Source organism: Caballeronia sp. M23-90 (assembly GCF_053574605.1).
This window is the reverse complement of record NZ_JBSIPA010000006.1, coordinates 1-23938: the sequence shown is the minus strand read 5'-3', so window position 1 is coordinate 23938 and position 23938 is coordinate 1. Positions and strand designations below refer to the sequence as shown.

General features: G+C 59.7%; 21 protein-coding genes and 2 pseudogenes. 8 read left to right on the top strand and 15 right to left on the bottom strand.

Annotated features, from left to right (window positions below):
* The first annotated feature begins 198 nt into the window (after positions 1-198).
* The 3 genes and pseudogenes from ACRXB1_RS01530 to ACRXB1_RS01520 all read left to right on the top strand — a co-directional run bounded on the left by ACRXB1_RS01530 (position 199) and on the right by ACRXB1_RS01520 (position 2581).
* The gene (locus tag ACRXB1_RS01530; protein WP_449490851.1) at positions 199-1053 is read left to right on the top strand and encodes an alpha/beta fold hydrolase; all 855 of its coding nucleotides are present in this window, start codon (positions 199-201) and stop codon (positions 1051-1053) included.
* A pseudogene (locus ACRXB1_RS01525) lies at positions 1007-1294 on the top strand (PAS domain-containing protein); the annotation flags it as partial. The gene ACRXB1_RS01530 and the pseudogene ACRXB1_RS01525, both read left to right, overlap by 47 nt.
* Before the next feature lie 60 nt (positions 1295-1354).
* Entirely contained in the window at positions 1355-2581 is a 1227-nt protein-coding gene (locus tag ACRXB1_RS01520; protein ID WP_449490871.1) for a hybrid sensor histidine kinase/response regulator, read from the top strand.
* A gap of 108 nt (positions 2582-2689) precedes the next feature.
* Here the strand turns inward: ACRXB1_RS01520 and ACRXB1_RS01515 are convergent, their stop codons facing one another.
* From ACRXB1_RS01515 to ACRXB1_RS01480, 8 genes are all read right to left on the bottom strand, one after another.
* Positions 2690-3022: a hypothetical protein gene (locus ACRXB1_RS01515; RefSeq protein ID WP_143325598.1), complete on the bottom strand. Its 333-nt coding sequence runs from the start codon at positions 3020-3022 to the stop codon at positions 2690-2692.
* A 38-nt stretch (positions 3023-3060) separates the two neighbouring features.
* Positions 3061-4395 carry an amidase gene (locus ACRXB1_RS01510; protein ID WP_449490850.1) on the bottom strand — a complete coding sequence of 445 codons (1335 nt, stop codon included), beginning with the start codon at positions 4393-4395 and terminating at the stop codon, positions 3061-3063.
* Positions 4396-4406: 11 nt separating this feature from the next.
* Positions 4407-5387, bottom strand: coding sequence for an ABC transporter substrate-binding protein (locus ACRXB1_RS01505; RefSeq protein ID WP_449490849.1), 981 nt, complete (start codon positions 5385-5387; stop codon positions 4407-4409).
* Positions 5388-5417: 30 nt separating this feature from the next.
* On the bottom strand, positions 5418-6260 hold the full coding sequence (locus ACRXB1_RS01500) for an ABC transporter permease (RefSeq protein ID WP_449490848.1): 843 nt from the start codon (positions 6258-6260) through the stop codon (positions 5418-5420).
* Positions 6257-7033, bottom strand: coding sequence for an ABC transporter ATP-binding protein (locus tag ACRXB1_RS01495; protein WP_062170847.1), 777 nt, complete (start codon positions 7031-7033; stop codon positions 6257-6259). Before ACRXB1_RS01495 ends, ACRXB1_RS01500 begins: the two co-directional genes overlap by 4 nt.
* 39 nt (positions 7034-7072) lie before the next feature.
* The gene (locus ACRXB1_RS01490) at positions 7073-8317 is read right to left on the bottom strand and encodes an acetamidase/formamidase family protein (RefSeq protein ID WP_449490847.1); all 1245 of its coding nucleotides are present in this window, start codon (positions 8315-8317) and stop codon (positions 7073-7075) included.
* A gap of 100 nt (positions 8318-8417) precedes the next feature.
* Complete coding sequence (locus ACRXB1_RS01485) at positions 8418-10022, bottom strand: amino acid ABC transporter permease/ATP-binding protein (RefSeq protein ID WP_449490846.1); 1605 nt, start codon at positions 10020-10022, stop codon at positions 8418-8420.
* Positions 10022-10951: an ABC transporter substrate-binding protein gene (locus ACRXB1_RS01480; RefSeq protein WP_218778425.1), complete on the bottom strand. Its 930-nt coding sequence runs from the start codon at positions 10949-10951 to the stop codon at positions 10022-10024. The genes ACRXB1_RS01485 and ACRXB1_RS01480 overlap by 1 nt, the downstream gene beginning before the upstream one ends.
* A 333-nt stretch (positions 10952-11284) precedes the next feature.
* On the opposite strand from ACRXB1_RS01480, the gene ACRXB1_RS01475 reads away from it, so the two are divergent.
* Positions 11285-13657: an acetamidase/formamidase family protein gene (locus ACRXB1_RS01475; protein ID WP_449490845.1), complete on the top strand. Its 2373-nt coding sequence runs from the start codon at positions 11285-11287 to the stop codon at positions 13655-13657.
* 8 nt (positions 13658-13665) lie between these two features.
* On the opposite strand, the gene ACRXB1_RS01470 is transcribed toward ACRXB1_RS01475, so the two are convergent.
* Together ACRXB1_RS01470 and ACRXB1_RS01465 are read right to left on the bottom strand one after the other, a co-directional pair.
* Entirely contained in the window at positions 13666-14541 is an 876-nt protein-coding gene (locus tag ACRXB1_RS01470; protein WP_062002942.1) for a lipid A biosynthesis lauroyl acyltransferase, read from the bottom strand.
* A 269-nt stretch (positions 14542-14810) separates the two neighbouring features.
* A complete protein-coding gene (locus ACRXB1_RS01465; protein WP_449490844.1) occupies positions 14811-15917 on the bottom strand; it encodes a LacI family DNA-binding transcriptional regulator in 1107 nt (368 codons plus the stop codon).
* A gap of 297 nt (positions 15918-16214) precedes the next feature.
* Here ACRXB1_RS01465 and ACRXB1_RS01460 point away from each other — a divergent pair, with 297 nt between their 5' ends.
* Entirely contained in the window at positions 16215-17582 is a 1368-nt protein-coding gene (locus ACRXB1_RS01460; protein ID WP_449490843.1) for an MFS transporter, read from the top strand.
* Positions 17583-17614: 32 nt separating this feature from the next.
* A complete protein-coding gene (locus ACRXB1_RS01455) occupies positions 17615-18778 on the top strand; it encodes a mandelate racemase/muconate lactonizing enzyme family protein (RefSeq protein WP_062002939.1) in 1164 nt (387 codons plus the stop codon).
* A 33-nt stretch (positions 18779-18811) separates the two neighbouring features.
* On the opposite strand, the gene ACRXB1_RS01450 is transcribed toward ACRXB1_RS01455, so the two are convergent.
* From ACRXB1_RS01450 to ACRXB1_RS01430, 5 genes are all read right to left on the bottom strand, one after another.
* Entirely contained in the window at positions 18812-19189 is a 378-nt protein-coding gene (locus tag ACRXB1_RS01450; RefSeq protein WP_174363990.1) for a TraR/DksA family transcriptional regulator, read from the bottom strand.
* Positions 19161-19436 (bottom strand): hypothetical protein, encoded by a 276-nt coding sequence (locus tag ACRXB1_RS01445; RefSeq protein WP_174363989.1) that lies wholly within the window; start codon positions 19434-19436, stop codon positions 19161-19163. Before ACRXB1_RS01445 ends, ACRXB1_RS01450 begins: the two co-directional genes overlap by 29 nt.
* Before the next feature lie 32 nt (positions 19437-19468).
* The gene (locus tag ACRXB1_RS01440; RefSeq protein WP_449490842.1) at positions 19469-20440 is read right to left on the bottom strand and encodes a Dyp-type peroxidase; all 972 of its coding nucleotides are present in this window, start codon (positions 20438-20440) and stop codon (positions 19469-19471) included.
* 93 nt (positions 20441-20533) lie between these two features.
* Positions 20534-20977, bottom strand: a complete 444-nt coding sequence (locus ACRXB1_RS01435) for an ester cyclase (protein ID WP_449490841.1) — start codon at positions 20975-20977, stop codon at positions 20534-20536.
* 105 nt (positions 20978-21082) lie between these two features.
* Positions 21083-22198 carry a GAF domain-containing protein gene (locus ACRXB1_RS01430; protein WP_449490840.1) on the bottom strand — a complete coding sequence of 372 codons (1116 nt, stop codon included), beginning with the start codon at positions 22196-22198 and terminating at the stop codon, positions 21083-21085.
* Positions 22199-22586: 388 nt separating this feature from the next.
* Here ACRXB1_RS01430 and ACRXB1_RS01425 point away from each other — a divergent pair.
* Positions 22587-23066: pseudogene (locus ACRXB1_RS01425) on the top strand (TolC family protein); the annotation flags it as partial.
* A 187-nt stretch (positions 23067-23253) separates the two neighbouring features.
* On the top strand, positions 23254-23938 hold a 685-nt coding region (locus tag ACRXB1_RS01420), incomplete at its 3' end, for an AbiEi antitoxin N-terminal domain-containing protein (protein ID WP_449490839.1).

Genomic DNA, 23938 nt, shown 5'->3' with positions numbered 1-23938 from the left:
GCATTTATTTCCGCTGGCCCATCGCTGAAAAAATGCATTTGATGGGCATGACTTAAGGCTGTGATTCGCCACATCACACCGCTAGGAGAAATTAAACCAAACGTATTAATATTCCAATGCGCCCGCAATGTCTCGCGGGGTTCAAGAGGCGGTCGCGGAATTTATCCTGATTGATTATTTATCGATGACAGGCGCGGAATGGAAGCCCACAAACGCAATAATGTCCACGTCGTCGGAGACGGCCCTGTCACGCTGGTTTTTGCGCACGGTTTTGGATTCGACCAGAGCATCTGGCAGTGTCTGACCGACGCGTTTGCGCCGACCTACCGCATAGTTTTACTCGATCTGATGGGCAGCGGCCGCTCCGACCTGTCCAAGTACGATTTCGTCAAATACGGCACGCTTTACGGTCATGCGAAAGACCTGCTCGAAGTACTGGCCGAATTCACCAGCGCGCCGGTGGTTTTAATTGGCCACTCCGTGGGCGCCATGATCGGAATGCTCGCGGCGATCGAGGCGCCCGAGCGTTTCAGCGGACTGGTGATGATCGGACCAACACCTTCTCTTATTGACGACGTTGACTACAGAGGCGGATTCAAGCGTGGCGATATCGAGGCGCTGCTTGGCTCGCTGGAGAGTAACTATCTCGGATGGTCCAATTCAATCGCACCAGCAGTCCTGGGCACGCAAGCGCAATCGAAACTTGGGTCCAAATTCGCCAACACCTTTTGCCGCAACGACCCTGAGATTGGAAAACACTTTGCGCGCGTTTCCTTTCTATCGGATCATCGCGCCGAACTGATCCGCGTCACCACGCCGACCCTGATCGTGCAATCAAGCAACGATCCGTTCGTGCCCCTGGAAGTAGGCAACCATATGCGGCGGATGATCCGGGAAAGCGTCCTTGCCACCGTCCAGAGCACCGGACACTGTCCTCATATCAGCGCGCCGCGTGCATGCATCGATGCAATCGAGGCTTTCATAAAAACCCTTCCAACGCTCGCAGATGGCCCATCAAAAGAGACTGTTGCCGACAATCAGCGAGACGCTTGATCGCGCGCCGTGCGGTCTGTTCACGACGACCAACGACGGGACCATCGTCCGCGCGAACGAAACGTTTTGCCGTTGGATTGGCTATCGGGAAGCAGACCTCGTTGGACTGCGCCGCATTCAGGATCTGCTGACGGTCGGCGGCCGGCTTCTCTTCGAGGCGCACGTGGCGCCTCTGCTGCAATTCCGCAATTCGGTTGCCGAGGTCAAGGTGGACATCGTCAGCCGGGCTGGTCCTGTCGTGCCGATTCTCTTCAATGTGTCGCGAACGCAATTCGATGGCGAAGAGCTCGATGAGTTCGCGGTGCTCGTCGTTGCCGAACGTCACCAATACGAGCTCGAATTGCTAAGCGCACGGCGCAACGCCGAGCAAGCGCTCGAGGCACGCAGTGAAGCGGAAAATGCCCTTCGCGAGGTCAATCGGCGCAAGGATGAATTTCTTGCCACGCTGGCGCACGAGCTCCGAAATCCGCTTGCTCCCATGCGCAACGTCCTGGAGATGCTGAGCCTGAAGGAACTTGTCGACCCACAGATCATCTGGGGGCGCGAAGTATTCGAGCGGCAGGTCCGTCACATGACCCGCTTGGTAGACGATCTGCTGGAAATGTCGCGTATCACGCAGGGCAAGCTTGAGTTGCGCAGGGAGAATATCGATCTGGTTTCAGTGCTGACGGGAGCAGTCGAGAATTCGAGGCCTCTCGTGCTTGCAGCCTCGCACGAACTCACTATCGCAATCCCCGGTGAGCCTGTCATGCTGGATGCCGACCCGACGCGGCTTTCGCAGATAATCCAGAACCTTTTGGACAATGCCGCCAAGTTCACTCCCCCCGGAGGAAAAATCTGGCTCAGCGCGAATCGCGAGGGGGCTGACGTCGCCATCAGGATTCGCGACTCAGGCATCGGCATTCCGCAGGGCAGCCTGGAAACGGTATTCGAGATGTTCTCGCAACTCGAGAATGCAATTGACCGGACCCAGGGCGGCCTCGGCATCGGGCTGGCGTTGGTGCGAGCTCTCGCACGGCTGCATGGCGGCAGCGTGGCTGCGCGCAGCGACGGGATTGGAAAAGGCAGCGAGTTCGTGATCCGTTTGCCCGTCTCCGAGGAAGAGAGGATCGTCGCGTCGAAGCCTCGACGCCTGCCTCCTGCAAGCGGAAGAGGACGCAGCGTGCTGATAGTCGACGACAACAAAGACGCCGCGATAAGTCTTTCCATGGTTCTTGAAATGGAAGGGCATCGAGTTCATGTCGCATTCGACGGCACCTCCGGCTTCGAGGCGGCCCGGGACAGCAGGCCCGAGGTCATCATTCTCGATATCGGCCTGCCTGATATCAACGGATACGAAATCGCCCGACGCATTCGCAAAGAACCGTGGGGAGTGCATGTCGATCTGATCGCGCTGACGGGATGGGGGCAGGAAAAGGACCGGCAGGACGCCCAGGCCGCAGGCTTCGATCATCATTTCACTAAACCAGCGGATCTTGAACGGCTCGCCAGGCTGCTCAATAAGGAACAGGGGGAAGAGACCTGGTGAGCGGAACAAAAAAAGGCAGCCTCGTTCCGATGCGCCGTTCTTGCGGCGCGGGGATCTTGGCTGCCTACCCGAATCTCGACTGCTGTCGAAACCGGTGATTCGCGGTGACTACTTGATTGCGAGCACTCGGCGTGCTTCCGCTTCGGCGAATTCCAGAGCTGCCGCTTCGGTTTTGACCGGCCGACCACAACCGCGACCGATCGTCTTGTTGATCGTGTGGTTGCGCCACGTGGTGGTAACGCGAATGTAACCCTTGAACATTGCGCCAGGGGCGGGCATTACGCAAGCTTCGACGGTCTTATCGCCTTTGGTTTCTTTGAACGCCATGGCGATCTCCGTTTTGATGGTGGGCGGATCGTACCATGAAGAGGTGCGCGAACTTTGAATTCGTTGGGCTTTTCTGCTAGGCGTGGCCGCCAGGGATCGATCCGTGCAGCCCATGGTCGACGCGACATGGACGCCGCACGATTTCGACGACTTCAGGCCCCAGTATCGTTGGTGGTTGAAACACGACTTGCCCAATTCGTCCTGGCCTCGATCCACTCAGCCAGATCGAGCAACGCAGCATCACTGCCGGCCGCGCCCACGATTTGCGCACCCAACGGCAAGCCAGCAGGTCCAAAACTCATCGGCACGGTCACAGCCGGCACGCCGAGAAACGTCCACGGGGCGCAGAACGAAGCATCGCCGGTGGAATCCAGTCCATGCGGTGGTTCGCCATTCGCCGGTGCGACCAGCAACGCATCGAGCGTCATCGTTTTCCTCAGCCATGCGTCGAACCGATGCGCCATCCGGCCTTGCAAGACCTTGGCTTTCGCGTAATCGGTCGCCGCACACCGCAGTCCTTCTTCGATCAATCCCCGCATGGGAGCGCTGATGAGCTCCGGCGAACGCCGATACAAATCGCCGTGTGTAATGGCCGCTTCCACGCCCATCAATGTCAGCGCGTGAGCCGGTGTATCGAAGATTTCAGCCGGAAGATCGACCATCACGATCTCGGCCCCGTCGCGTGAAAGGCGCTCGGCAAGGGCATCGAGGGCGGCTTGTTGTGCGGGTTCGACAGCGCCGCCGACCTGCCTCACCAGCACTCCGATACGACGCCCCGCTGCAACCGTCGATGCCAAAGGAACATGTGACGCGTGTGGATCATCCGGGCCTGCGCCTGCGACCAGCTTGAGCACATAAGCCGCATCCGCAACGCTCCTCGTGAACAACCCGACGTGGTCCAATGACCATGCAAGCGGAAGCACGCCCGTTCTCGCAATGGTGCCGTATGTCGGCTTGAAACCGACCACGCCGCAATACGCCGCCGGCCTGATCACGGAACCTTGAGTCTGCGTCCCAAGCGCAAGCGAAACAATGCCTGCGCCCACGGCTGCCGCCGAGCCGCTCGACGATCCACCCGGCGTATATGCGCTGTTCCACGGGTTGACGGTCTGCCCGGGATGACGAAATGCAAATTCGGTCGTGACCGACTTGCCGAGTATGGTGGCACCCGCAGCGCGCAAGCGCGCGACCACTGTCGCGTCCTGCGCCGGCCGCCGTCCAACATAGGCCGGCGAGTTGAACTCGGTCGGCATGTCGGCGGTATCGATGATGTCTTTCACCGCTACGCTCACGCCAGCCAGCGGCAAGTTTTCATCAACGTGCGTGACCGGCAATGCATCAGGCAAGTACTGGAATGCATGCAGCGTGGATTGCGAAGCCTGAGCGGCGGCGAAACCCTGTGCAACGAACTCTGCGGCGCGGGTCTTGCCTGAGGCCACATCAGCGCGGATCTCAGCGATGGTCGGGCAAACGTAAGTCTTGGTCATGTGCTTGAGCTTTACTCGGCAGCGAGTGCGGGTTGGATATAGCTACGCGCGACGAACGTATCGTACTTGGGCTGTTGCTTCAGATTGCCAAGCGCGATCTGCGTGTCCATGGCGACCGTCAGTGCTTTCGGCGTGATGTCCACGTTCTTCGGATAGACGCCATCGGCAAGCATACGCTTGACGGCGGCGTCGACCACGGGTGCATCGAGCGTCGGGAATTCCTTGCGGGCGATCGCGGCAGTCTCCGCCGGATTGGTCTGCATGTATAGCAACGCGCTTTGCAAGCCCTTCACGAAGCGCGCGGCTGTATCGGGGTCGATGCTGCGCTTGGCCGTGATCGACGAAAACGCGTACTCGCCATAAAGCTTGGGAAAACTCAGCACGACTTTCATGCCCTTGGCGACCGCCTGGTCGAGACCCGGCTCGTACATCACCGCGATCTTCGATTGCCCCGCCACCAGCGGCCCGATCTCCGAGCCAAGCGGGACCTGTATGAGCTTGACGTCGCCTGGCGACATGCCGTTTTCCTTGAGCGCCCGAAAGAACAGCGACGTGCTGGTCGTTGGCATCTGTCCCGAGACCACGACTTCGCCTTTCACGTCCTTGATGCTCGTGAACTTGACGTCAGGCGCCGTCGCAATCCACACGGCGGCCCCGTTCACGACGTTCGCAATGACATCGACGTCCGCGCCCTTCTCCGCCGCAACCGCGGTCCACTCGGGGCCATGAAGCGAAAAGTCGGCGCTGCCCGACAGTACGGCCGATAATGCCGCACTCGGACTACCCGCCGTCTGCTTGGTCACGTCCAGTCCTTCCTTCGTGAAGAAACCCCCGTCGATAGCAACATAGAGCGGCAGGTACAGCATTGACTGAAATGCCTGCGAGATGGTCGCTTTCTTGTCGGCGGCGAGCGCCGTGGTCGTGACCGACGTCGCGCAAAACGCGAGCACCGAGCCCAGTACGGTAAGAAGGTTTTTTGCTTTGAGAGCCATCAGTATTTCCCTGTTCGAGTAGTTGATCAATCAAACCTTGAGCGTGTTTGCATTCGATGCCTGGCGCCACGGCAGCAGCCGGCGCTCGATCATGTCGATCAGGAAATAGAGCACGAAGCCGATCGCCATCAGCACGAAAAGCCCTTCCCAGACGGTGTTCAGGTCATAAAGGCTCGACGCCGTGAAGATCATGTGCCCGAGTCCATGCTCCGAAGAAATGAACTCGCCGACGACCGCGCCGACCAGACCAAACCCGACGTTGATGCGAAATGTGGAGATTACATACGGCAGCGTGGAAGGCACGACGACCTTCGTGAACACTTCGTTCTTGTTGGCGCCGAGCGTGACAAGCAAGGCCTGGAGATCGGGGTCCGCGTCCTTCGCGGCTTCATACGCGGCAATCAGCGCGACAATGGCCGTGAGCGATATCGCCAGCGCGACCTTCGACACGAGCCCGGTCCCGAACCAGAGAATCACGATGGGCGCGAACGCGATCTTCGGCACGCTGTTGATCGCGACAATGAAAGGCTCGATCAGCCGCGCGATGAACGGCGAATACCAGAGCGCAAGACCGCATACGGAACCGACCGCCGTGCCGAACACGAAACCGAGAATCGCTTCGAACAACGTGTAGCCGGTATCGATGAAAAGCTGGCCTGAATGAATATCGCGCACGAGTGCATCGAAGATCTTCGCCGGCGACCCGACCAGGAAATTCGATACCCACCCGAGCCGCGCGGCGCCTTCCCAGATCGCGAAGAATGCGACCACCGCGGCGAGTTGCAGGAGCGAACGGCCCCAGCCGCTGTCGAATGCAAATTTGCGGGCACGCACTTTCTGCTCCGGTTGCACGATGGAAACGGATTGCGTCATGCTGAACCAACCTCCGTCTGGATATCGAGTTCGCCGCACAGCGCGTGAAAGTAGCCGGAGAAGTTTGGATCGCTGCGCGCGCCGATCGGCGAGCGCGCGCTGATATCGATGTCATAGATCTTCTTCACTTGCGACGGGCGTCCGCCAAGCACGACCACGCGTTTGGAGAGCGCGACAGCTTCATCGATATCATGGGTGACGAGCACCACGGTCTTATGAAACGTCTCCACGGCTTCCATCAATACGCCTTCCAGATAGAGCCGGGTCTGATAGTCGAGCGCGGAGAACGGTTCATCGAGCAGGATGATGTCTGGGTCGTTGATCAGCGTCCGGATCAACGCAACGCGCTGGCGCATGCCGCCCGAAAGCATGCGCGGATACGCGTTCTCGAAACCGGCGAGGCCATACGTATTTAGATATTCCATCGCCATGTCGCGCGCTTGCGCGACTGGCATGTGCGACAGCTCGGGGCCTATCAACACGTTCTGCAGCACGGTGCGCCACGGCAGCAACAGGTCGCGCTGCATCATGTAGCCGACCTTGCCGCGCAAGCCTTCGACCGTCTGCCCCCTGTACACGATGTCGCCGCTGTCGGCTTCGAGCAGACCCGCAATCACATTGAACACAGTCGTTTTTCCACATCCCGATGGACCGATGATGCTCACGAAATCGCGTTCGTTGATATCGAACGTGAGACCACCCAGTACATCGACCGTGCCGAGTTTGTTGGAAAACGATTTGCGGATGTTGCGTAACGCGAGCTGCACGGACATGCGGATTTTCCTCGTGTTTGAACGATCGGCTGATGCCACTTATCTATGCGCTGCAAACACGTCCTTGCGAATCGAACCATGCACGCCCCAGTTCGCATCGACAACCTGCGTCACGCCGAAGTCCGCCGCGACCGACATCAGCGCGATCGATTCGTCCTCACTCAGCTTGTGCACGGTCATCAGGAACCGCCGCAATTTGCGGAATGCATCGCGCATGGCTTTGTCGAGACTTGCATGCTGTGCGACTTCAAGCTGAGCGTTGGGTCCGAGCTCGGCCAGGTAGTTGGGGAACGTGAAGCCGTACACCGACCATTGCTGATCGGTTTCCAGCATCGGATGAGTCAGGCCCTCAAGCATGGTGCCACCGAGGTCTGCATTTTTGTGAAGAATGAATTCGAAGTCGCCCGTAAGCGACGTCTCGATTGCAGTGCCGCCGAGTTCACTGTCGCCCTGCGCCGCATGTGGATCGCCGACGGAAAAAAACGCGCCTTCGACGGCGACCGGGTAATACATGGTTGCGCCCTTGCCCACGCGCCAGTCGTCGATATTGCCGCCGGTGTAGCTGGGCGGAATCGAGCTGACAAAGTCCGCCTCGGACGGCGCCAGCCCCATCGTGCCGAAATGCAGCCGCGCGGGGACCTTGATGTCGGGAAGAATGTTCTCGCGCCGCTTGACGAGCGTGTGGTCGACCCTTACCCCTGGATAGTCGATGTTCGTATGCACGATGCCATCCGGATCGGTTTGCGGCGTCCAGACATAGTTGTAGACGGCACGCGCGAAGGGTTCGCCGGTGGTATCGAGCTCGAAGATGGTCACGACTTCGCGGGGCTTCGGCTCTTCTATCAGATCGTGATACTGGAAGCCCCATGAGGCGGCAACGTTCGAACCGAAGCAACGGCCACGGTGACAGGCGCTGCAGCTCGGCCGTGGGCGGACATCGAGGATACGAACTTCCAGCACATCACCAGGCTCGGCGCCTTCAATGAACACCGGGCCGGTCAGCAGATGGACGCCAACGCCCTCTCCCGAGCCGAGTTTGAAGGGGCCGTCGACCGGACCTGCGCCCCGGCGCGATACGGCCTTGTGCTCCCGCGTCCAGTGAAAGACGCTCTCGGCGCCCGGGTCTCCGGCAATCATGCGTTCATGGTCGTCGTTGGCATGATGCGTGAGCGTTTCGATGGTGGCGCGGTCACCGGATTTCAGCGTCAGGCTCGGTGAGACCTGTTTGCTGAAGTATCCCCAATGCACGGTTTCAGGTGACACGGGAAGGATGTGATGCTTCATGTTCGGACCTCGGGGAGCAACCGCAGGCGGTAGTGTGTTTGCAGACTTTCTTGGAAGGCACCCGTCGGTAGCTGGTGACCGGCGGTGCCCGGGAACATCTCTAGGACATGACTTCCACGCGGCTGTCCGCCCCCATGACGCTCAGGAACCGCGCAGTCAGCGGATGGCGCGGGCGCGTCAATACTTCGTGCGCGGGTCCCTCCTCCACTACTGCGCCGCCGCTCAGGAACACCACGCGGTCGGCGACTTCATCGGCGAAACGCAATTGATGGGTCGAGATGATCATCGTCAGGCCGTCCTCGAATGCGAGGCGCCGGATCACCTCAAGCACTTCGCCCACCAGTTCGGGGTCGAGCGCCGACGTCGGTTCATCGAGCAGCAGCACGCGCGGATTCGGTGCGAGCGCGCGTGCAATCGCCACGCGTTGCTGCTGGCCGCCTGAGAGATGGCGCGGCAGCGCATCGGCGCGATGACTCAGGCCCACGCGCTCCAGAAGTTCACGCGCGCGCTGATCGGCGGCCGCCGGCGTCAAGCCATGCACCCAGCGCAACGGGCCGGCAATGTTCTCGCGTGCGCTGAGATGGCTGAAGAGGTTGAACTGCTGGAACACCATGCCGACGCCCACACTTGCGCGCTCGTTTGCGAGATCGTGCGGATTCAGGCGCCGGCCATCGTCGCGAAAGCCCAGGCGCCTGCCGCCGACGCGGATCTCGCCTGCATCCCATTGTTCAAGATGATTGATACAGCGCAGCAGCGTGCTCTTGCCCGACCCGCTCGGACCCAGCAGCGCAACGACTTCGCCGGAGCGGATAGTGAGGTCGAAGCCATCGAGCACGGTCTGCTCGCCGTAGCGCTTTTGCAGCCCGCTTATCTGCACCGCCGCGCCGTTGCGCGACAACGCGTCGTACCGGGTCGCGCGCTCCGAAGCGCTTACGGGAAGGAACGCGGGCGGCATATCGGCTGCGGGTTCAGCGGCTGCGCCGCCCGGGTCAGGCTTTGATGCAGGCGTTGACCTGTACCAGGGCAGAAAGCGCCTGAAACCGTTTGGCGAGGCCGGCTTGTCGAGATCGAGCGCCCGTTCTATGGAGAGCTGGATCGCGGCGATAGCACCGGTCAGACATAAGTAGAGCAAGCCGGACGCAAAGAAGATCGAGAAGAAATCGAAGGTCGACGAGGCGAGTTGCGTGCTGCGCAACGTCAACTCGCCCACCGAGATCACCGAAGCGAGCGATGAGTTTTTCAGCGCGCTGACGGATTCGTTTCCGAGCGCCGGGACCATCGTACGAATGGCCTGGGGCGCAATGATCCGCCGCATCAGCACGCCGGGCGTCATGCCCAGCGCCTGGCCCGCGATGGTCTGGCCGCGATCGACGCCCAGCACGCCCGAGCGCAATATCTCCGCTATGAACGGACCTTCATTCAATGCCAGCGCCAGCCCCGCTGCGCCGATCGCGCTCAGTTTCAGTCCGATGTGCGGTAGCGCATCGTATGCAAACACGAGCTGAAGGATCAGCGGCGTCCCGCGGAAGATGACCGTGTAGCCGCGTGCGATGGCCGCCAGCGGCCCGATCCGGCTGAGCTGCATGGCAGCCAGCACAAGCCCGACGACAAGGCCTCCTGCAAGACCCAGTGCCGTGACCGCGACCGTAAAGCTGATGCCCTCGAGCAGATACGGCAGCCGAAGGTAATGGAGAAAAAGATCCATCAGTTCGATACGATCAGCTTGGCCGGTTCGAGATTGCCCGCGCCGAGTTGCCACTTGTTGAGCAACTCAGTCTGCGCACCGCTCTTCTGGATCGCGACCAGCGCGGCCATGATGGCGTCGCGGAACTCGGTCTTGCCCTTCGGTACGCCAATGCCGACCGAATACGGCAACGTCACGGCGGTCGCCTTTTCGAGCTTGTCCGGGAACGCCTTGACCGCCTGATCGACGGTGTTGACATCGTTGATGTAGGTATCGGCGCGGCCGGCCAGGATCGCCTGGATGCAGTTCGCGTTGTTATCGTAAAGCTGTACCGTTGCCTCCGGTTTGCCGGCGGCCTTGCATGCCGGTCCGAGGTTCTGGATCAGCGGAACCTCCACGTAGCCCGTGTTTTCAGCGGCTGTCGTGCCGCACATCGTCGTGTTGATGCCGGTGATTTTCTTCGGATTGCCCTTCACGACCAGCACGCCGTCGAACACCTTGGAGTAAGTGATGAAGTCGGCAGCTTTCGCGCGTTCTTCGGTCGCGTAGATATCGGAGATGACAATATCTGCCTGACCGCTCTGCAAGGTCGTCAGCAGCGCGGCGAAGGTGACGGGCTTGTAGGTCATCGTGAAGCCGAGGCAACTGCCGATCAGTTCGCCAAGATCGATATCGAAGCCGATGTATTTGCTCGGGTCGTTCGGGTCCAGCGCCTCATAACCGGGCGTATGCGGATTGATTGCGTTGACGAGCGTCTTGCCCTTGAGTTGCGGATACTTGGCTTGCAACGCCGTGCATGCCGCCGGCGTAGCCGGACCCGCCGCGCTGGCTTGTCCCGACACGAGAAACAACACGGAGCACACGCTGCCGAGCAACGCCAGGCGTGCGCGGCTTTTGCCCAACCACGCGCTCATGCGCTGCCAACCCCGGCCAAAAATATTCTTGTTCATTGAAACGCTCCTATGCGGCTGATGACAATGGCTTGCACGACGCACGCCCTGTTGCATTGCACGACACGAGCGTATGTGAACGAAATCAACAAGACTTGTCTGCACGCGCACAACTGCTGGTACAGACGTGAACGCCGGTGTGAGCCGCTCACGGGTGCTTGCTGCGAAGCGTGCTTCTTCGTGCATGAGTGCGCTGCAATGGCGCATGCATGCACTGCATACGACACACCACGCACGAATTTGCGCTGAATGGTCCAGCACGGCCGCGATTGCCGATGGCGCGAAGGTTGCTAATTAAGCAGTGCGTCTTGCCGCTTTCTTCTGGAGTTCTGCTTGGACCTGTTGCGCTTCACCACCGAGTCATACCCTGAAGTCGAACGCGTGCGCGAATGGAGTACGGTGCTCGACAGGCTCGGCTGGTACAGCAGGCTCAACGCCTCCAACCGCACGCTGCACGGCACGCTGACGTCGCAGACATCCACGGGCGGGTTCGAGCTCACGTCGCTCGCGTCAGTCGCGCAGACGCTGGAACTCAAAGCCGATCATGCAGACAGCCTCATGATCGTGCTGCTGCTAGACGGAGACGCCACGTTGATCGCAGACGATTTGCGCGAGCCGGTCGGCGTGCATGACATCGTCTATGCGTCCTCTCAACAGGCCGCATCGATCGCGTTTGCTTCGAGCTTTCGCGTGTTCGTCGTACGGGTGCCGCGAGATGCCGTCAATGCGCGCGTGCTGTCGCCGTTTTCGCTGCGGGCGGCGCGACTCTCGGGCGAAGCCGGCATCGGCCACGTTTTCTCGGGTTTTCTTCGATCGGTCGCGGAAAGCGTGGAGAGCTTGTCGGCGGGAGAACTTCGCCCGCTGGAACTGGCGCTGGCCGAGTTCCTTGTCGCGAGTCTTGCGGGACACGAACGCAAAGGTTCGTTCGGTGGGCTGACGCCTTCCCAGGCGGCGATTTTTTCTCGTGTGTGCCGGTTGATCGAAGCGAGCCTTGGCGACCCCGCGCTCAGCGTCGCGATGCTTGCCAAGGAAGAGCGTGTCTCGCCACGCTACGTGCAGAAGCTCTTCGAGACCGCAGGGCAAAGCTTCTCCACCTACCTGCGCTCGCGCAGACTCGAGCGCTGTCGTGCGGAACTGGTCGACCCGTTGTACGAAAAGGTTTCTGTCTCCGATATCTGTTTCAGGTGGGGTTTTAACGATCCCGCGCATTTCAGCCGTGTCTTTCGCGAGCGGTACGGTGCATCGCCACGCACATTTCGTCATGAGGCGAGTCTTGAGATCGCGCGGCATCTCGTGCGGCGCATCTCGCGTGGATTGCCCGTGAACGCGCCTGCCCTGCTCCTGCAAGCAAAACAGGCCGGCGCCGAGGCGGATGCGGATACGCTGGTAGCGCTCGAGAATGGCCTCGATGCAGTGCATACTGAAGCCCCCGTGCAACGCGGCAAGCCGCGTCATCATCTGCTGCGCGCGACGGCCAACACCGTGCACTGGGGCTATTTCAGCCATGACCTGAAGCCGGTGCTGGAGGTGCAAAGCGGCGACACGGTCACGATCGAGGCGCTCACCCAGCATGCCGCCGATGACTGGGAACGCATGGTCGCGGGTGACCCGGGTGCCGAAAGCGTGTTCCACTGGACTTCAGAGCGCAAGAATGTGAACCGGCGCGGCGCCGGCCCGATGGATGCGTCCATTTATGGCCGCGGCGCTGGCGAAGGTTTCGGCGTGCATATCTGCACGGGTCCGATCGCCGTTCGCGACGCCGAGCCAGGCGACGTCCTCGAAGTACGAATTGTCGATATTCACGCGCGCCCTTGCGCCAACCCGAAATTCCACGGCCGTGCGTTCGGCAGCAACGCGGCCGCGTGGTGGGGTTTTCATTATCGTGAACTGCTGACGGAGCCCAAGCCGCGGGAAGTCGTCACCATCTACGAGATTGACGCAGAACCCGCCGACGACGGCGTCACCGCTTATGCACGCGCCGTCTACAACTACCGATGGACACCGCAACGCGATCCGTTCGGCGTGGTCCATCCGACAATCGACTACCCGGGCGTGCCGGTCGATCATTCAACGGTTGTCGAAAATCACAACATCCTGAAGAACGTGACCATTCCAGTGCGGCCGCATTTTGGCGTGATCGCGGTCGCCCCGCAGCAGGACGGGTTGATCGATTCGATCCCGCCGTCAGCCTTCGGCGGCAACCTGGATAACTGGCGCGTCGGGCGTGGCGCAAGCGTCTATCTGCCTGTGGGCGTGGCAGGCGCGTTGCTTTCGATTGGGGATCCACATGCGTCGCAGGGTGATTCGGAGCTTTGCGGCACGGCAATCGAATGCTCGCTGACGGGCGACTTCGAACTCGTCCTGCACAAGAAAAAGACGCTGACCGACCAGCCCTTCGCCGACCTCACTTACCCGCTCGTGGAAACTGCTGAAGAATGGGTTCTGCATGGCTTCAGTCATCCTAACTACCTGGCGGAGTTCGGCACGAGCGCGCAAAGCGAGGTCTATCAGAAGTCGACACTCGATCAGGCCATGCGCGACGCATTCATCAAGACGCGGCGATTCCTCATGTCGACGAAAGGCCTGTCCGAAGACGAGGCGATCTCACTCATGTCGGTCGCGGTCGACTTCGGCGTCACTCAGGTCGTCGATGGAAACTGGGGCGTGCACGCGATCATCCGCAAGGCGCTCTTCGCGTCCGGTTGATGACGTCGTCAATAAACGCCCGGCAACCCGGCCGGACGATGTTTGAAACGACGATGCACCCAGTAGTATTGTTCCGGAAACCGAAGGATCTGCGCCTCGAGAAATGCGTTCATCCTGCGCGCATCCGTTGTGTCGTTGCCTGAGGGAAAGTCGATTAACGGCTCAAAGATCGTCAGCTTGTACCCCTTGAAGCCCGGCAATACTTCCGTAACGAATGGCACCACTCGTGCACCGGCTACCTTGGCCAGTCGTGAAACCGACGTGAGCGTACAGGCAGGTACGCCGAAAAACGGCACGAACACGGAGTTGGCCGCACCATGATCGAGGTCCGCCGCGAGCATCACGGGGGTTCCGGCCCGCAGCAACGCAATGACCTTTCTTGCGCTTGAACCGCGCTCGACCATCTCTGCGCCAAATCGGCCCCGTTGTTTCCGGGCGAGTTCGCACAAACGGACATTCGACATCGGTGAATACAGTGCTGCAACCGGCTGGCGCGTGGAGTAAAGCAGGCAGCCTACCTCGATTCCGACGAAGTGAAAATCCATGAAAATGGTAGGCGGTGCATTGGCATCCGACAGGTCAATGCTGCTTTCGATCGTGATGCGCTTCGTGAGGGACTGCGCACTTCCGTACCATTGGATGCCCCGCTCGAAATAGCTTCGAATGACTTGTCGAAAGTGGTCACGACCAAGAATATCCCGCTCGTTCGCGCTTTTTAACGGGAAACAAAGGCCCAGGTTTATCAGCACGATGCGTTTTCGCCTGCTCGGAATCAGATAAAGCGCACCTCCGATTCCGCTGCCAAAGCGAGCGACCCACGAATATGGAAGAATCGATAAAACCCGTAACAGCCCGACAATGATGGCGAACCCAATTATTTTCAAAGAACGATCTCCTGCTTGAGGGCCGCCTACCGCGCGCCGTATATGTCCAACACCGCATTTTCAAAATGGTCGAGGCACCGGTGTTTTCAACTCTCGGCGAGCTGGGTAAGAACGAGTTAATGCCCCCCAAACTAACACGTCTGAGTGTCAGGCAAATAAACGGGCAAATCTCGAGCACAGGGTTGTCCCTGATTATCCGTATTTAGTGGATCGATTTTCCAACTTTAATCGTGTTCGGGCCGTTGTCCTGGCAGTCTGAGCTGACGGATTTATTTGCTGGAAATTGAGGGTCCCTGCTTCGCGCGTTTCTTCGCTCCTGGAGAAGCAGCAGACGTGCTGGCCGAGCCCACGAACGGACCACAACTCGCCCGGGCCTCGAACCATGTCGGCATCAATTCAGGATCGGTGGCACCAGGTTCACGAAGCTGGGCAAGAAGCAGTTCCGCGGCGCGTCGGCCGAGCAGAGCCGTATCGCGCATGACCGTTGCAATGGGCGGATGGTGAAGGCGGCATAACGGCAGATCGTCGCAACTCACCAGAGACAAATCCACGCCCAGCGTAAGTTTTCTTCGATGCACCGCACGCAGCGCACCTTCGAGCAACTGATTGCCACCCAGGATGACCGCACTTGGCGGGTGCTCGCCAGAAAGCAGTTCTTCGATGGCCTGCTCGCCATGTTCCGGCGACAAGCGTCCCCGGTGAACGATCAGGTTTCGCGCGAGGCCCAGACTGTCGAAGGCCGCCTCCACTCCACGAATCCGTTCGCGGGTCGGCCTAACGTCGAGCCCCACAACCAGTCCAATCCGGCTGTGACCGGCTTGCAGCAAATGGCGGCCGGCATCGCCGAGGCCCTGGAAGTGATCGGACAGCACATAGTGCGCGCCGATGTCAGGAGGCAAAGTGCGGTCGATCAGGACGACCGGCGCCTGAGCCCCGCGCAACGCGGCCAGCGTCGCAGGATCGTCCTCGAGCGCGGGCAACACGATCAGACCATCGACCTGGCGCTGAAGCAGGACGTCGATGCGCTGCGCATCCACTCCCGGGTCGCCGCCTGAGTTGGTCAGCAAGACCGAATACTTGGCAACGCTCAGCACGCTTTCCGCACCGCTCACTATCGACGCGATCAGCGGATTATTGATGTCGGAGCCGACGAATCCGATCGAATGCGTCGCACGCCGGCGCAAGCTTTGTGCGAGCACGTTGGGCGCGTAGCCAAGCTGGCGAGCCGCGTCCATCACACGCTGCGTCATCTGCGGACTGGAGCCGGGTTGACCTGAGAGCACCCGCGACACGGATGCGATTCCCACGCCCGCCAGTTCGGCGACCGCCTTGATGCCGGACTTCACGATGGCAGGTTCTGTTGTCTTGTTGCTCATCTCGAAATTTCCCAATCAATTCTTGACAACACATGTTTGAAGCAATTATCGTCTGGAAACGTTTCCGGAAACGTTTCCAGACGATAATTGACGCTATGGGGTGCTTGTACCGGACGCGTCGAGCAATATCGCCGGCAAGCGTATCAAAAAGCAGCAATGTGAAGTCCGGCGGAGCTCGGTCAATGAAATGCCCGCGCCAGCGCGGCATTGGTAGTGCCAGATACTGCGAGCGGCGTCGCTCGGAGCCGATGGAGACACGCTGCGCCTCGCGCGGCGTTCGTAAAAAAGAGGTTGCCTGTGCAAAGCACACACCGTCAATCGCCTGAAGTACGGCGTGCAGTCCGCAACGCCATTCTGAGCGCCATCGTCGGGACGGCGGTTGAATGGTACGACTACTACCTGTACGCGACGGCCGCCGCCACGCTGTTCAACAAGCTGTTTTTCCCGTCATACGATCATCTGACGGGCACTCTGCTGGCTTACGCAAGCTTTGCTATCGGATTCTTCGTGCGGCCCGTGGGCAGCGTGATCTTTGGACGGCTCGGGGACCGGATTGGCCGCAAGAAGGTGCTGATCATCACCCTTCTGCTGATGGGCGGCTCGACCACGCTGATGGGATTCCTGCCAACCTACGCCATGATCGGCGTCTGGGCGCCGCTCCTTCTGTGCGTCCTGCGGGCGCTGCAAGGACTGGGGTCCGGCGCGGAGTACGCAGGCGCCGTCCTGATGGTGATCGAATATGCGCCCCCGAAACGGCGCGGCCTCTATGGTTCGTTGCCGTATGTAGGCGTCGCACTTGGCCTGCTGATGTCGCTTGCCACCTTTCATATTTCATCGAGCCTGTCGAAAGGTGCGTTCGAGCAATGGGGCTGGCGCATACCCTTCCTGCTGAGTGCGGTGGTGGTGATCCTCGGCCTGGTACTGCGCAGCTCGCTCAAGGAAACGCCCGCGTTCCTCGACCTGAAAAAACGCAATGCTGTCGTCAAGGCGCCGATTCGCGAAGTCTTCAGCACCTCGCTGCGCCCTATGCTGTGCGCATGGGGTGCGCGTCTTGGCGACAATTCGCTCGCCTATATATACGAATCGTTTGTGATCGTCTATGTCACCCAGCAGTTGCATATGTCGCGCGACGTGATCGTGACAGCACTGATGTTCAGTACTGCGCTGCAATTCGTAACCGTCCCGTTCTTCGGCTGGGTCTCCGACCTGGTGGGACGCAAACCCGTCTATATAGGCGGGGCGTTGATCTCCGGACTGGCGATCTTCCCGTTCTTTCGCATGCTTCAAAGCGGCGAGATCATATGGATCTACGCGGGACTCATCCTGGTCTCGTCGATAGCCAAGACGATGATGACTTCCGCGCAAAGTCCATGGCTCGCAGAAATGTTTCCATCGCGCGTAAGGTACACCGGCTTTTCCCTCGCCCGCGAGGTCACCTCGCCCATCTCGGGCGGCATCGCGCCGATGATCGCGGTCGGCCTGCTCTCAGCCGGCGCTGGCTCGCCTCATCTGGTCGCATGGTATGTCGTGGCGCTCGGCGTCATCACGGCCGTCTCGGTGTCCCTCGGACCGGAGACGCGAGGCCGAAATCTCGACGAACCAACGGCCGATACGGACGCTGCTGCACTCAAGAGCGACGCAGCACCGGCGCAAGCCTCACGGTAACAATCAAAGCACAGGACAAAACAGGAGTAGCCATGAAGATCACGAAAGTCGAACCACTGCATGTCGGTCAGTTCATGTTTGTTCGCGTCGATACCGACGAAGGAATCACAGGATACGGAGAAGCCGGCGCATGGGGGCATATCGAAGCGTCAGGCGCTGCCATCCGCCGTTTTGCCGAATATCTCGTCGGCAAGGATGCGTTTGCAATCGAACATCACTGGAACGTGATGCATCGCTTCAGCTACTTCCAGGGACTGGCCATCAACGCCGCGATTTCCGCCATCGATATCGCGCTCTGGGATATCAAGGGACGCGCATTCAACGCGCCCATTTATGAGCTGCTCGGCGGTCCGGTGCGCACGAAAGCGCGTATTTACGGGCATATCTACGAAAGCAATATCGAGAAGATCCTGGTGGAATGTCAGGCCAAGATGGAAGCGGGTTTTAACGCATTCGGTCACCTGAATCCATTCCTCGATGAAGGCAACGACCAGGTCTACTTCAAGACGCACATCAAGAAAATGCGCGATGCCATCGGCAACGTGCATCAGATGCGTGAAGTGGTGGGCGACCGCGTGGACTTGCTGATCGAATTGCATCGACGCCTGACGCCGGCCGAGGCGATCGTATTTGCGCGCGGCATTGAAGACACGCATCCCATGTTCATTGAAGACCCGATCCGTCCGGAGGGCCCCGACGGGATGGCCCGTGTGGCGGAAAAAATCCATATTCCGATCGCGACGGGCGAACGCTTTTCGACCATCTATGAATTCCAGACCTTGATGGCCCGGGGCGGCGTGGAGTATGCGCGCGTCGACCTGTGCCTGTGCGGCGGCATTACCGGCGCACGCAAAGTCGCGGCAATGGCGGAGGCGCACCATATCCAGGTCGTGCCGCACAACCCGCTCTCGCCTATCGGTCTCGCTGCATGCCTGCAACTCGATGCCGCGATTCCCAACTTCGCGATCCAGGAATACGCGACGGGCTTCGAGGCCGGAATCTTCGAATCGCGGCCGGAACATCTGGGCAGCAATATCGTCGACAAGGTGCCGTTGCCGAACCAGGGTTTCGTGGACATACCCAATGGTCCGGGGCTCGGCATGGCGTTGCTGCCGGATGCGCAGCGCATTCGTCCGCCCTTGTCCAAGCCCATTTCAATGAGACCGCATTTCGACGGTTTCGTCGTCGATCAGTAAACGGGCGAAGCGCCGTCCATCACGCGATGGCGCTTACCCGGCCTCACGGCGCCCCTGCTCCGCAACGGTGTAGATGGCTTCCGGCATTGCCTCGAGCCGGGCCTTGGGGATGGGATCGCCACTTTCGTCCGAGAGGCCATAGGTGCCTTCGCTGATTTTCTGCAGCGCGCGCAGGATATCGCCAATGCGATGTTCATTCACGTTGCGCAGCGACTGGTTGATCTCGTCCTGTGCCATGTTCTGCGCGTCGTCCTCGAACTCGACCGCCTCGTCGTCATGCTTCTCCTGGGAAGTGCGCTCATCCGCGATCGTATTTTCCTCGCCGCCCAGCAGTTCACGGCGCATTGCCTCGAGGCGTGTGCGCTGCTGTGCGATAAACGCCTCACTCAAGTCGCCCTGTCGATCCGGCATGGTTGCCTCCTTTACCTTGAAACGCTAAGCGCTCCGGTTTGTATAACGTCGGCAGCCATGCACCCAGCTCCTGGAATGCATGGCCGTTGGCCTCGAGTGCCTCGTGAAGTCCCGGTACGTCGCTTGTATCGGCGAGGTCGGGCAGGCTCGAGCCCTTACGCACGGAGAGCCCGGGACTCTGCTTATTCAGGGTAATGTAAAAGCTGAATCCCTGCATCTCGACCACCTCATGCCACTTAAGTTTCATGACTGGCGTCAGCAACTGAACAATCAAATCACTCAGTCACCCAAATCGCTCAGGAACTTGCGGGCCGGCGCAAAGAAGGTAACCCCGCTGACAGCCCGGGAGAAGTCGAGGATCCGGTCATGAAGCGGCGGAGGGTTGCCTATGAACATCCGTTCCAGCATCTTGTCGATCACCCACAGATGGCGCGAATAGCCAATGAAGTAGGTACCATACTCGCCGCGACCGGGAACGGCGAATGGCATGTTGTCCCTGAGGATGTCGTGCTCACCCTCTGCGTCCTCGATCGTACAGAGCGTCTTGTGGGATTTCTGGCCTTCCGTCGCATCCGGCAACTCGCTGTTGCTGAACTTGGTACGACCGATGATCGCCTCCTGGGTTTCCACACTCTGCGCGCGCCAGGCGCCCATGTCGTGCAGATACTTCTGGATCACAACATAGCTGCCGCCGGTATAGGCCGGATCTTCGTCGCCGACGATCGTCGCGGCAGGCAGGTCGAGACCGTCGGGATTAGCGGTGCCGTCGACGAACTCCAGCAGGTCGCGGCCATCGAAGTAGCGAAATCCTGCGACGTCGTCGATTGCGGTAACAGAGTCCCCGAAGGCCTCGAGCAGAAGCTTCTCGAACTCGATGATCACGCCCATCGACTCGGCACGAATGTGATACAGCAGATCGCCTTCTGTGGCCACCGCGGTATGCTTCGCGCCGCGCACTTCCTTGAACGGCGCGAGTTCGCTGGGCGCCGGTTTGCCGGTGAGCGGCCCCCATACGCAATGTGAAATCCCCACGTTGCAGGTGAAGACGCCGCCCTCGGTCCGGATCCTGACATCCTTGACGAGGTCATCGGTGCTCCCTACAACTGAGCGCGCTGTGGCAATCGACGCATCGTCGTCTTTCACGACGAGGATAAGGAATGCGGCTGCCGCCGACAACGGTGCATCGATGGATTGCGGCTCTGTATCGAGCGCGCGCCGGGCAGCGGAGAGTGGCGATGATGTCGGGCTCAAGATTTCTCCTGTGGTGTCGGTTGCGGCGTCCACTTCCATTATCGATGAAACTGCGGACGCATCAACTGAACCTCCCGGTTCTTCTTGTTGGGTTCAGTGAGACAGGTCGGTGGGCAGTTCGCCGATCTGCCGAAACATGCTGAGCCAGTCCTCGAGATGCCACGTCCGGGTGATCTTGCCATTCTTCACTTCGTGGAACGCGTGAATAGCGAAACTGACGGGCTTCGACGTCGCCGCCACGCCCATGATCGGACCGGTTTGCGTTCCCGAGACACTCGCACGAACGGCGACGCGGTCGTCGCTGACGAGAACATCGAGCAGATCGATTTTCATATCGGGCAAGCCGATCGCCAGATTCCTGAATGCGGGGATCATCTGGTCCGGGCCGGACTGGTCGTCTGATATGGCGGGGATGTACTGCCAATCGCCCGCCACGACCGCGCGCAATTGTTCCATATCGTGCGCGGCGACCGCCTTGTAAAAATCGACGATGAGCTGCCGTTGCGCCGTGTGCGGCATTTGATGCAAATGTTCCATGTCAGCTCCCGGACCCACGATGAATGAACGGTTGATCGTGCCTATCTTATCGCCGACGCGAATTTCGTTGTGTCACGCCGCAGACTTGGTGCGCTCCGCCGCCCGTTACCTCGTCGGCCCGCCGGCAAGCTGGCGCGTGTGGGTTCTCAGATTGATGCGATCGGAGGTGAGCTCGGCGAGCGTCTTGAGCGTTGCCCGCTGCTCGTCATTGATCTGTCGTGGCTTGTTGTCGATGACGCAAAGCGATCCCAGCGCGTAACCTTCGTAGTCCTTGATCGGAGCGCCGGCATAAAAACGAATCTCCGGCGTTCCGGTCACGAGCGGATTGCCGCGAAAACGATCGTCGGCAGCCGCATCTTCCACGACAAAAACGCCATTCTGCACGATCGTATGGTTGCAGAAGGCCCATAGGCGCGGCGTCTGGCGTTCGGTCAACCCGACCTGCGCTTTGAACCACTGCCGGTCGTGCGTCAGCAGACTCATCAGGCAAACCGGCGTTTGCAAAACATTTGCCGCCACCTGGACGATCTTGTCGAAGGCCGGCTCGAAAGGTGTATCGACCAGGCCCGTTCGGTTCAGCGCTTTGAGCCGCTCGTTTTCGTCGGGAGGAACCGGATATCCGCGCATGCGTTCCGACAGCGCAGGTACTCGATTCGATGCACCGGGCTCACCTTGCGCCAGGATCGTCTCGACGATCGCGCGAAGTTCTTCGCCGCCAGACTGCGGCGACGCCACCGATACCTGCTCACCGGGACGCATTTGCGCCACGACCTGCCCAGCGGTCATGTCGCCAAGAACGAGCACATGCGTATGCCCGAGCAACGGATCGATAAAAAGATGCGTGAGCATTGCGAGCTGTTCGAGGTTCGTATGTCCCACTTCAATCACTACGACCGCCGGCATGGTTCGGCCGATGATGGTCAGGGATGAGAGCGGATCGCTGTCGTCGATCGCGATCACCTCGCCCAGCGCCGATAGTGCTTCGCAAATTCGCGCATTGTTGAGCTTGCCCGCCTGAACCAGCATCACCGGTCTGCGCTTCGGCTCGGAAGGCGCCAGCCGTTCGCGCAGCGCGATCACCTCGCTGCGACGCACGCGCCGGTGCCCGCCGGGTGTCTTCCACGACTCCAGTGCGTATTGCTCGATCCAGACTTGCGCGGTGCGCGTCGACACTCCCAGCAAGGATGCGGCTTCTCGGGAGGTGATGATTGGATCGTCCATGGTGCGGGAAAAAGTGGATTGGGCATGGACACACGCTAGGACAACGATTGCGCGGTCATTCCTACATCTTACCCGTTCGCGCAATCCCTATTCAGTAGAAATGCCAAAATTGGCAAATTTGGAAAAATCGCTAAAGTATCCAGCCTTCCACTCGTTAACCTTCCATGTACGCGTTCGCTGATTTCTTCGGGACCCGGAAAACACTGATCCGCTCAACCACAAAAATAGAGGTGTTCAATGAGATCGAAATCCTGGACCGTGCGCGGTCGGCTAGCAGCTTCGTATGGCATGTTGATGATGCTTCTCGTGGTGGTCGCGGGACTCGCGCTCATTGAACTCAGCGAGGCGAATCATCGGTTGAAAACGTATATCGATGGTGTGAGCGGTTGGTCCGCTGATCAGCTGGACGTTCCCGGTGAATGGCGCACGCGGCCGGATTCACGAAGCGCAATATGGCGCCGACGCTGCGCTCGCCCAGTTCGATGGTGTCGTGCTCAAGGCGTTGCGCGAAACCCAGTCGAGTCTCGCGACGTATTCCGCCGATTCCACCCGCGCCGACGCGCTGCGGGCCGCGCAGAAATCGGCGGCTGAATCCGCTGATCAGACGCACCGGTTTTTCCTCGCCGGGCGCGAATCGTTTATCGCCGATCTGGATGCGACTCGCGTGCTGACATCGACGAACGCGCAGTTGTCGGCGGCCGAGGGGCAAGTGGCGATCGATCAGGTGAATTTGTTTCTTGCGCTGGGCGGGGGATGGGAGATGGGTTCGTCCCCTGATCCCAGCGTTGCTGTGGCGCCCCGCCCGGTCTCTGCTCCCACGAGCGGATCGGGGACACCTCATTTTATAAAGTACGATAGCGCCGATTAGTCTGCTATGGCCGGCCTTGGTCTCCTGAATCGATTCGGGAGAAGCCTGTTTTGAAAATCAGCGATCAGTTTGTGCAGTTGGTATTTGCACCCATCGGTTACAGTTTGTCCGTTTCGATTACCATGGCTACGTAAATTGGTATATTTTCAAACCATGCTGAGTTCGAAAAAATCTACGTACGCCAACCATGAGTGAGCCAAACCAGCGAAAACTAAACCAACTTGGGATCTTGCTTCCGGAAGGTTTGCTTGTGGACGCCGAATGGCTGTCCACGAACCACTATTCCACGTCTCTTCGCTCCAAGTACGTCGCCGCTGGTTGGCTTGAACAACCCGCGCGCAGGGTTTATCGGCGTCCCCGTGGTCAACTCGGCTGGCAACAGGTCATTATCTCTTTGCAAACGCTGCTTGAGCGCCGCCTGATTGTTGGCGGCCGCACGGCCCTCGAGCTGCAAGGCTATGCGCACTATCTTTCGCAAAGTTCTCCCGAGATCCATCTTCACGGTCCCGCCAGACCGCCGGGATGGCTTTATTCGCTCCCGCTTAAGGAACGATTTGTCTATCACAACAGCGCGCCACTTTTCGGGAACGACCTGAGCGTTGTCGAATTTCCCCCTCTTGTCCGGAATGACGAGCTTCCCGCGCGAGATCCCGCCTTATTCCAAGATGCCGGATTGCGCTCGCTTCCATGGGGTCAATGGAACTGGCCACTGACAGCCTCGACGCCTGAACGCGCCGTTCTCGAACTTCTCGATGAACTGCCTGGCCACGAAAGTTTTCATCAGACAGACATGCTGATGGAAGGATTAAGCAATCTTGCTCCACGACGGCTGCAAGCGCTACTTGATCGATGCCAAAGCGTGAAGGTCAAGC

Bases quoted from the DNA above. Each gene is read 5' to 3' on its own strand.
- ACRXB1_RS01465 (WP_449490844.1), bottom strand. From the start codon at position 15,917: ATGAGCAACAAGACAACAGAACCTGCCATCGTGAAGTCCGGCATCAAG.
- ACRXB1_RS01480 (WP_218778425.1), bottom strand. From the start codon at position 10,951: ATGAACAAGAATATTTTTGGCCGGGGTTGGCAGCGCATGAGCGCGTGG.
- ACRXB1_RS01490 (WP_449490847.1), bottom strand. From the start codon at position 8,317: ATGAAGCATCACATCCTTCCCGTGTCACCTGAAACCGTGCATTGGGGA.
- ACRXB1_RS01450 (WP_174363990.1), bottom strand. From the start codon at position 19,189: ATGCCGGATCGACAGGGCGACTTGAGTGAGGCGTTTATCGCACAGCAG.
- ACRXB1_RS01455 (WP_062002939.1), top strand. From the start codon at position 17,615: ATGAAGATCACGAAAGTCGAACCACTGCATGTCGGTCAGTTCATGTTT.
- ACRXB1_RS01495 (WP_062170847.1), bottom strand. From the start codon at position 7,033: ATGTCCGTGCAGCTCGCGTTACGCAACATCCGCAAATCGTTTTCCAAC.
- ACRXB1_RS01500 (WP_449490848.1), bottom strand. From the start codon at position 6,260: ATGACGCAATCCGTTTCCATCGTGCAACCGGAGCAGAAAGTGCGTGCC.
- ACRXB1_RS01515 (WP_143325598.1), bottom strand. From the start codon at position 3,022: ATGGGCTGCACGGATCGATCCCTGGCGGCCACGCCTAGCAGAAAAGCC.
- ACRXB1_RS01530 (WP_449490851.1), top strand. From the start codon at position 199: ATGGAAGCCCACAAACGCAATAATGTCCACGTCGTCGGAGACGGCCCT.
- ACRXB1_RS01435 (WP_449490841.1), bottom strand. From the start codon at position 20,977: ATGGAACATTTGCATCAAATGCCGCACACGGCGCAACGGCAGCTCATC.
- ACRXB1_RS01505 (WP_449490849.1), bottom strand. From the start codon at position 5,387: ATGGCTCTCAAAGCAAAAAACCTTCTTACCGTACTGGGCTCGGTGCTC.
- ACRXB1_RS01430 (WP_449490840.1), bottom strand. From the start codon at position 22,198: ATGGACGATCCAATCATCACCTCCCGAGAAGCCGCATCCTTGCTGGGA.
- ACRXB1_RS01445 (WP_174363989.1), bottom strand. From the start codon at position 19,436: ATGAAACTTAAGTGGCATGAGGTGGTCGAGATGCAGGGATTCAGCTTT.
- ACRXB1_RS01485 (WP_449490846.1), bottom strand. From the start codon at position 10,022: ATGGATCTTTTTCTCCATTACCTTCGGCTGCCGTATCTGCTCGAGGGC.
- ACRXB1_RS01510 (WP_449490850.1), bottom strand. From the start codon at position 4,395: ATGACCAAGACTTACGTTTGCCCGACCATCGCTGAGATCCGCGCTGAT.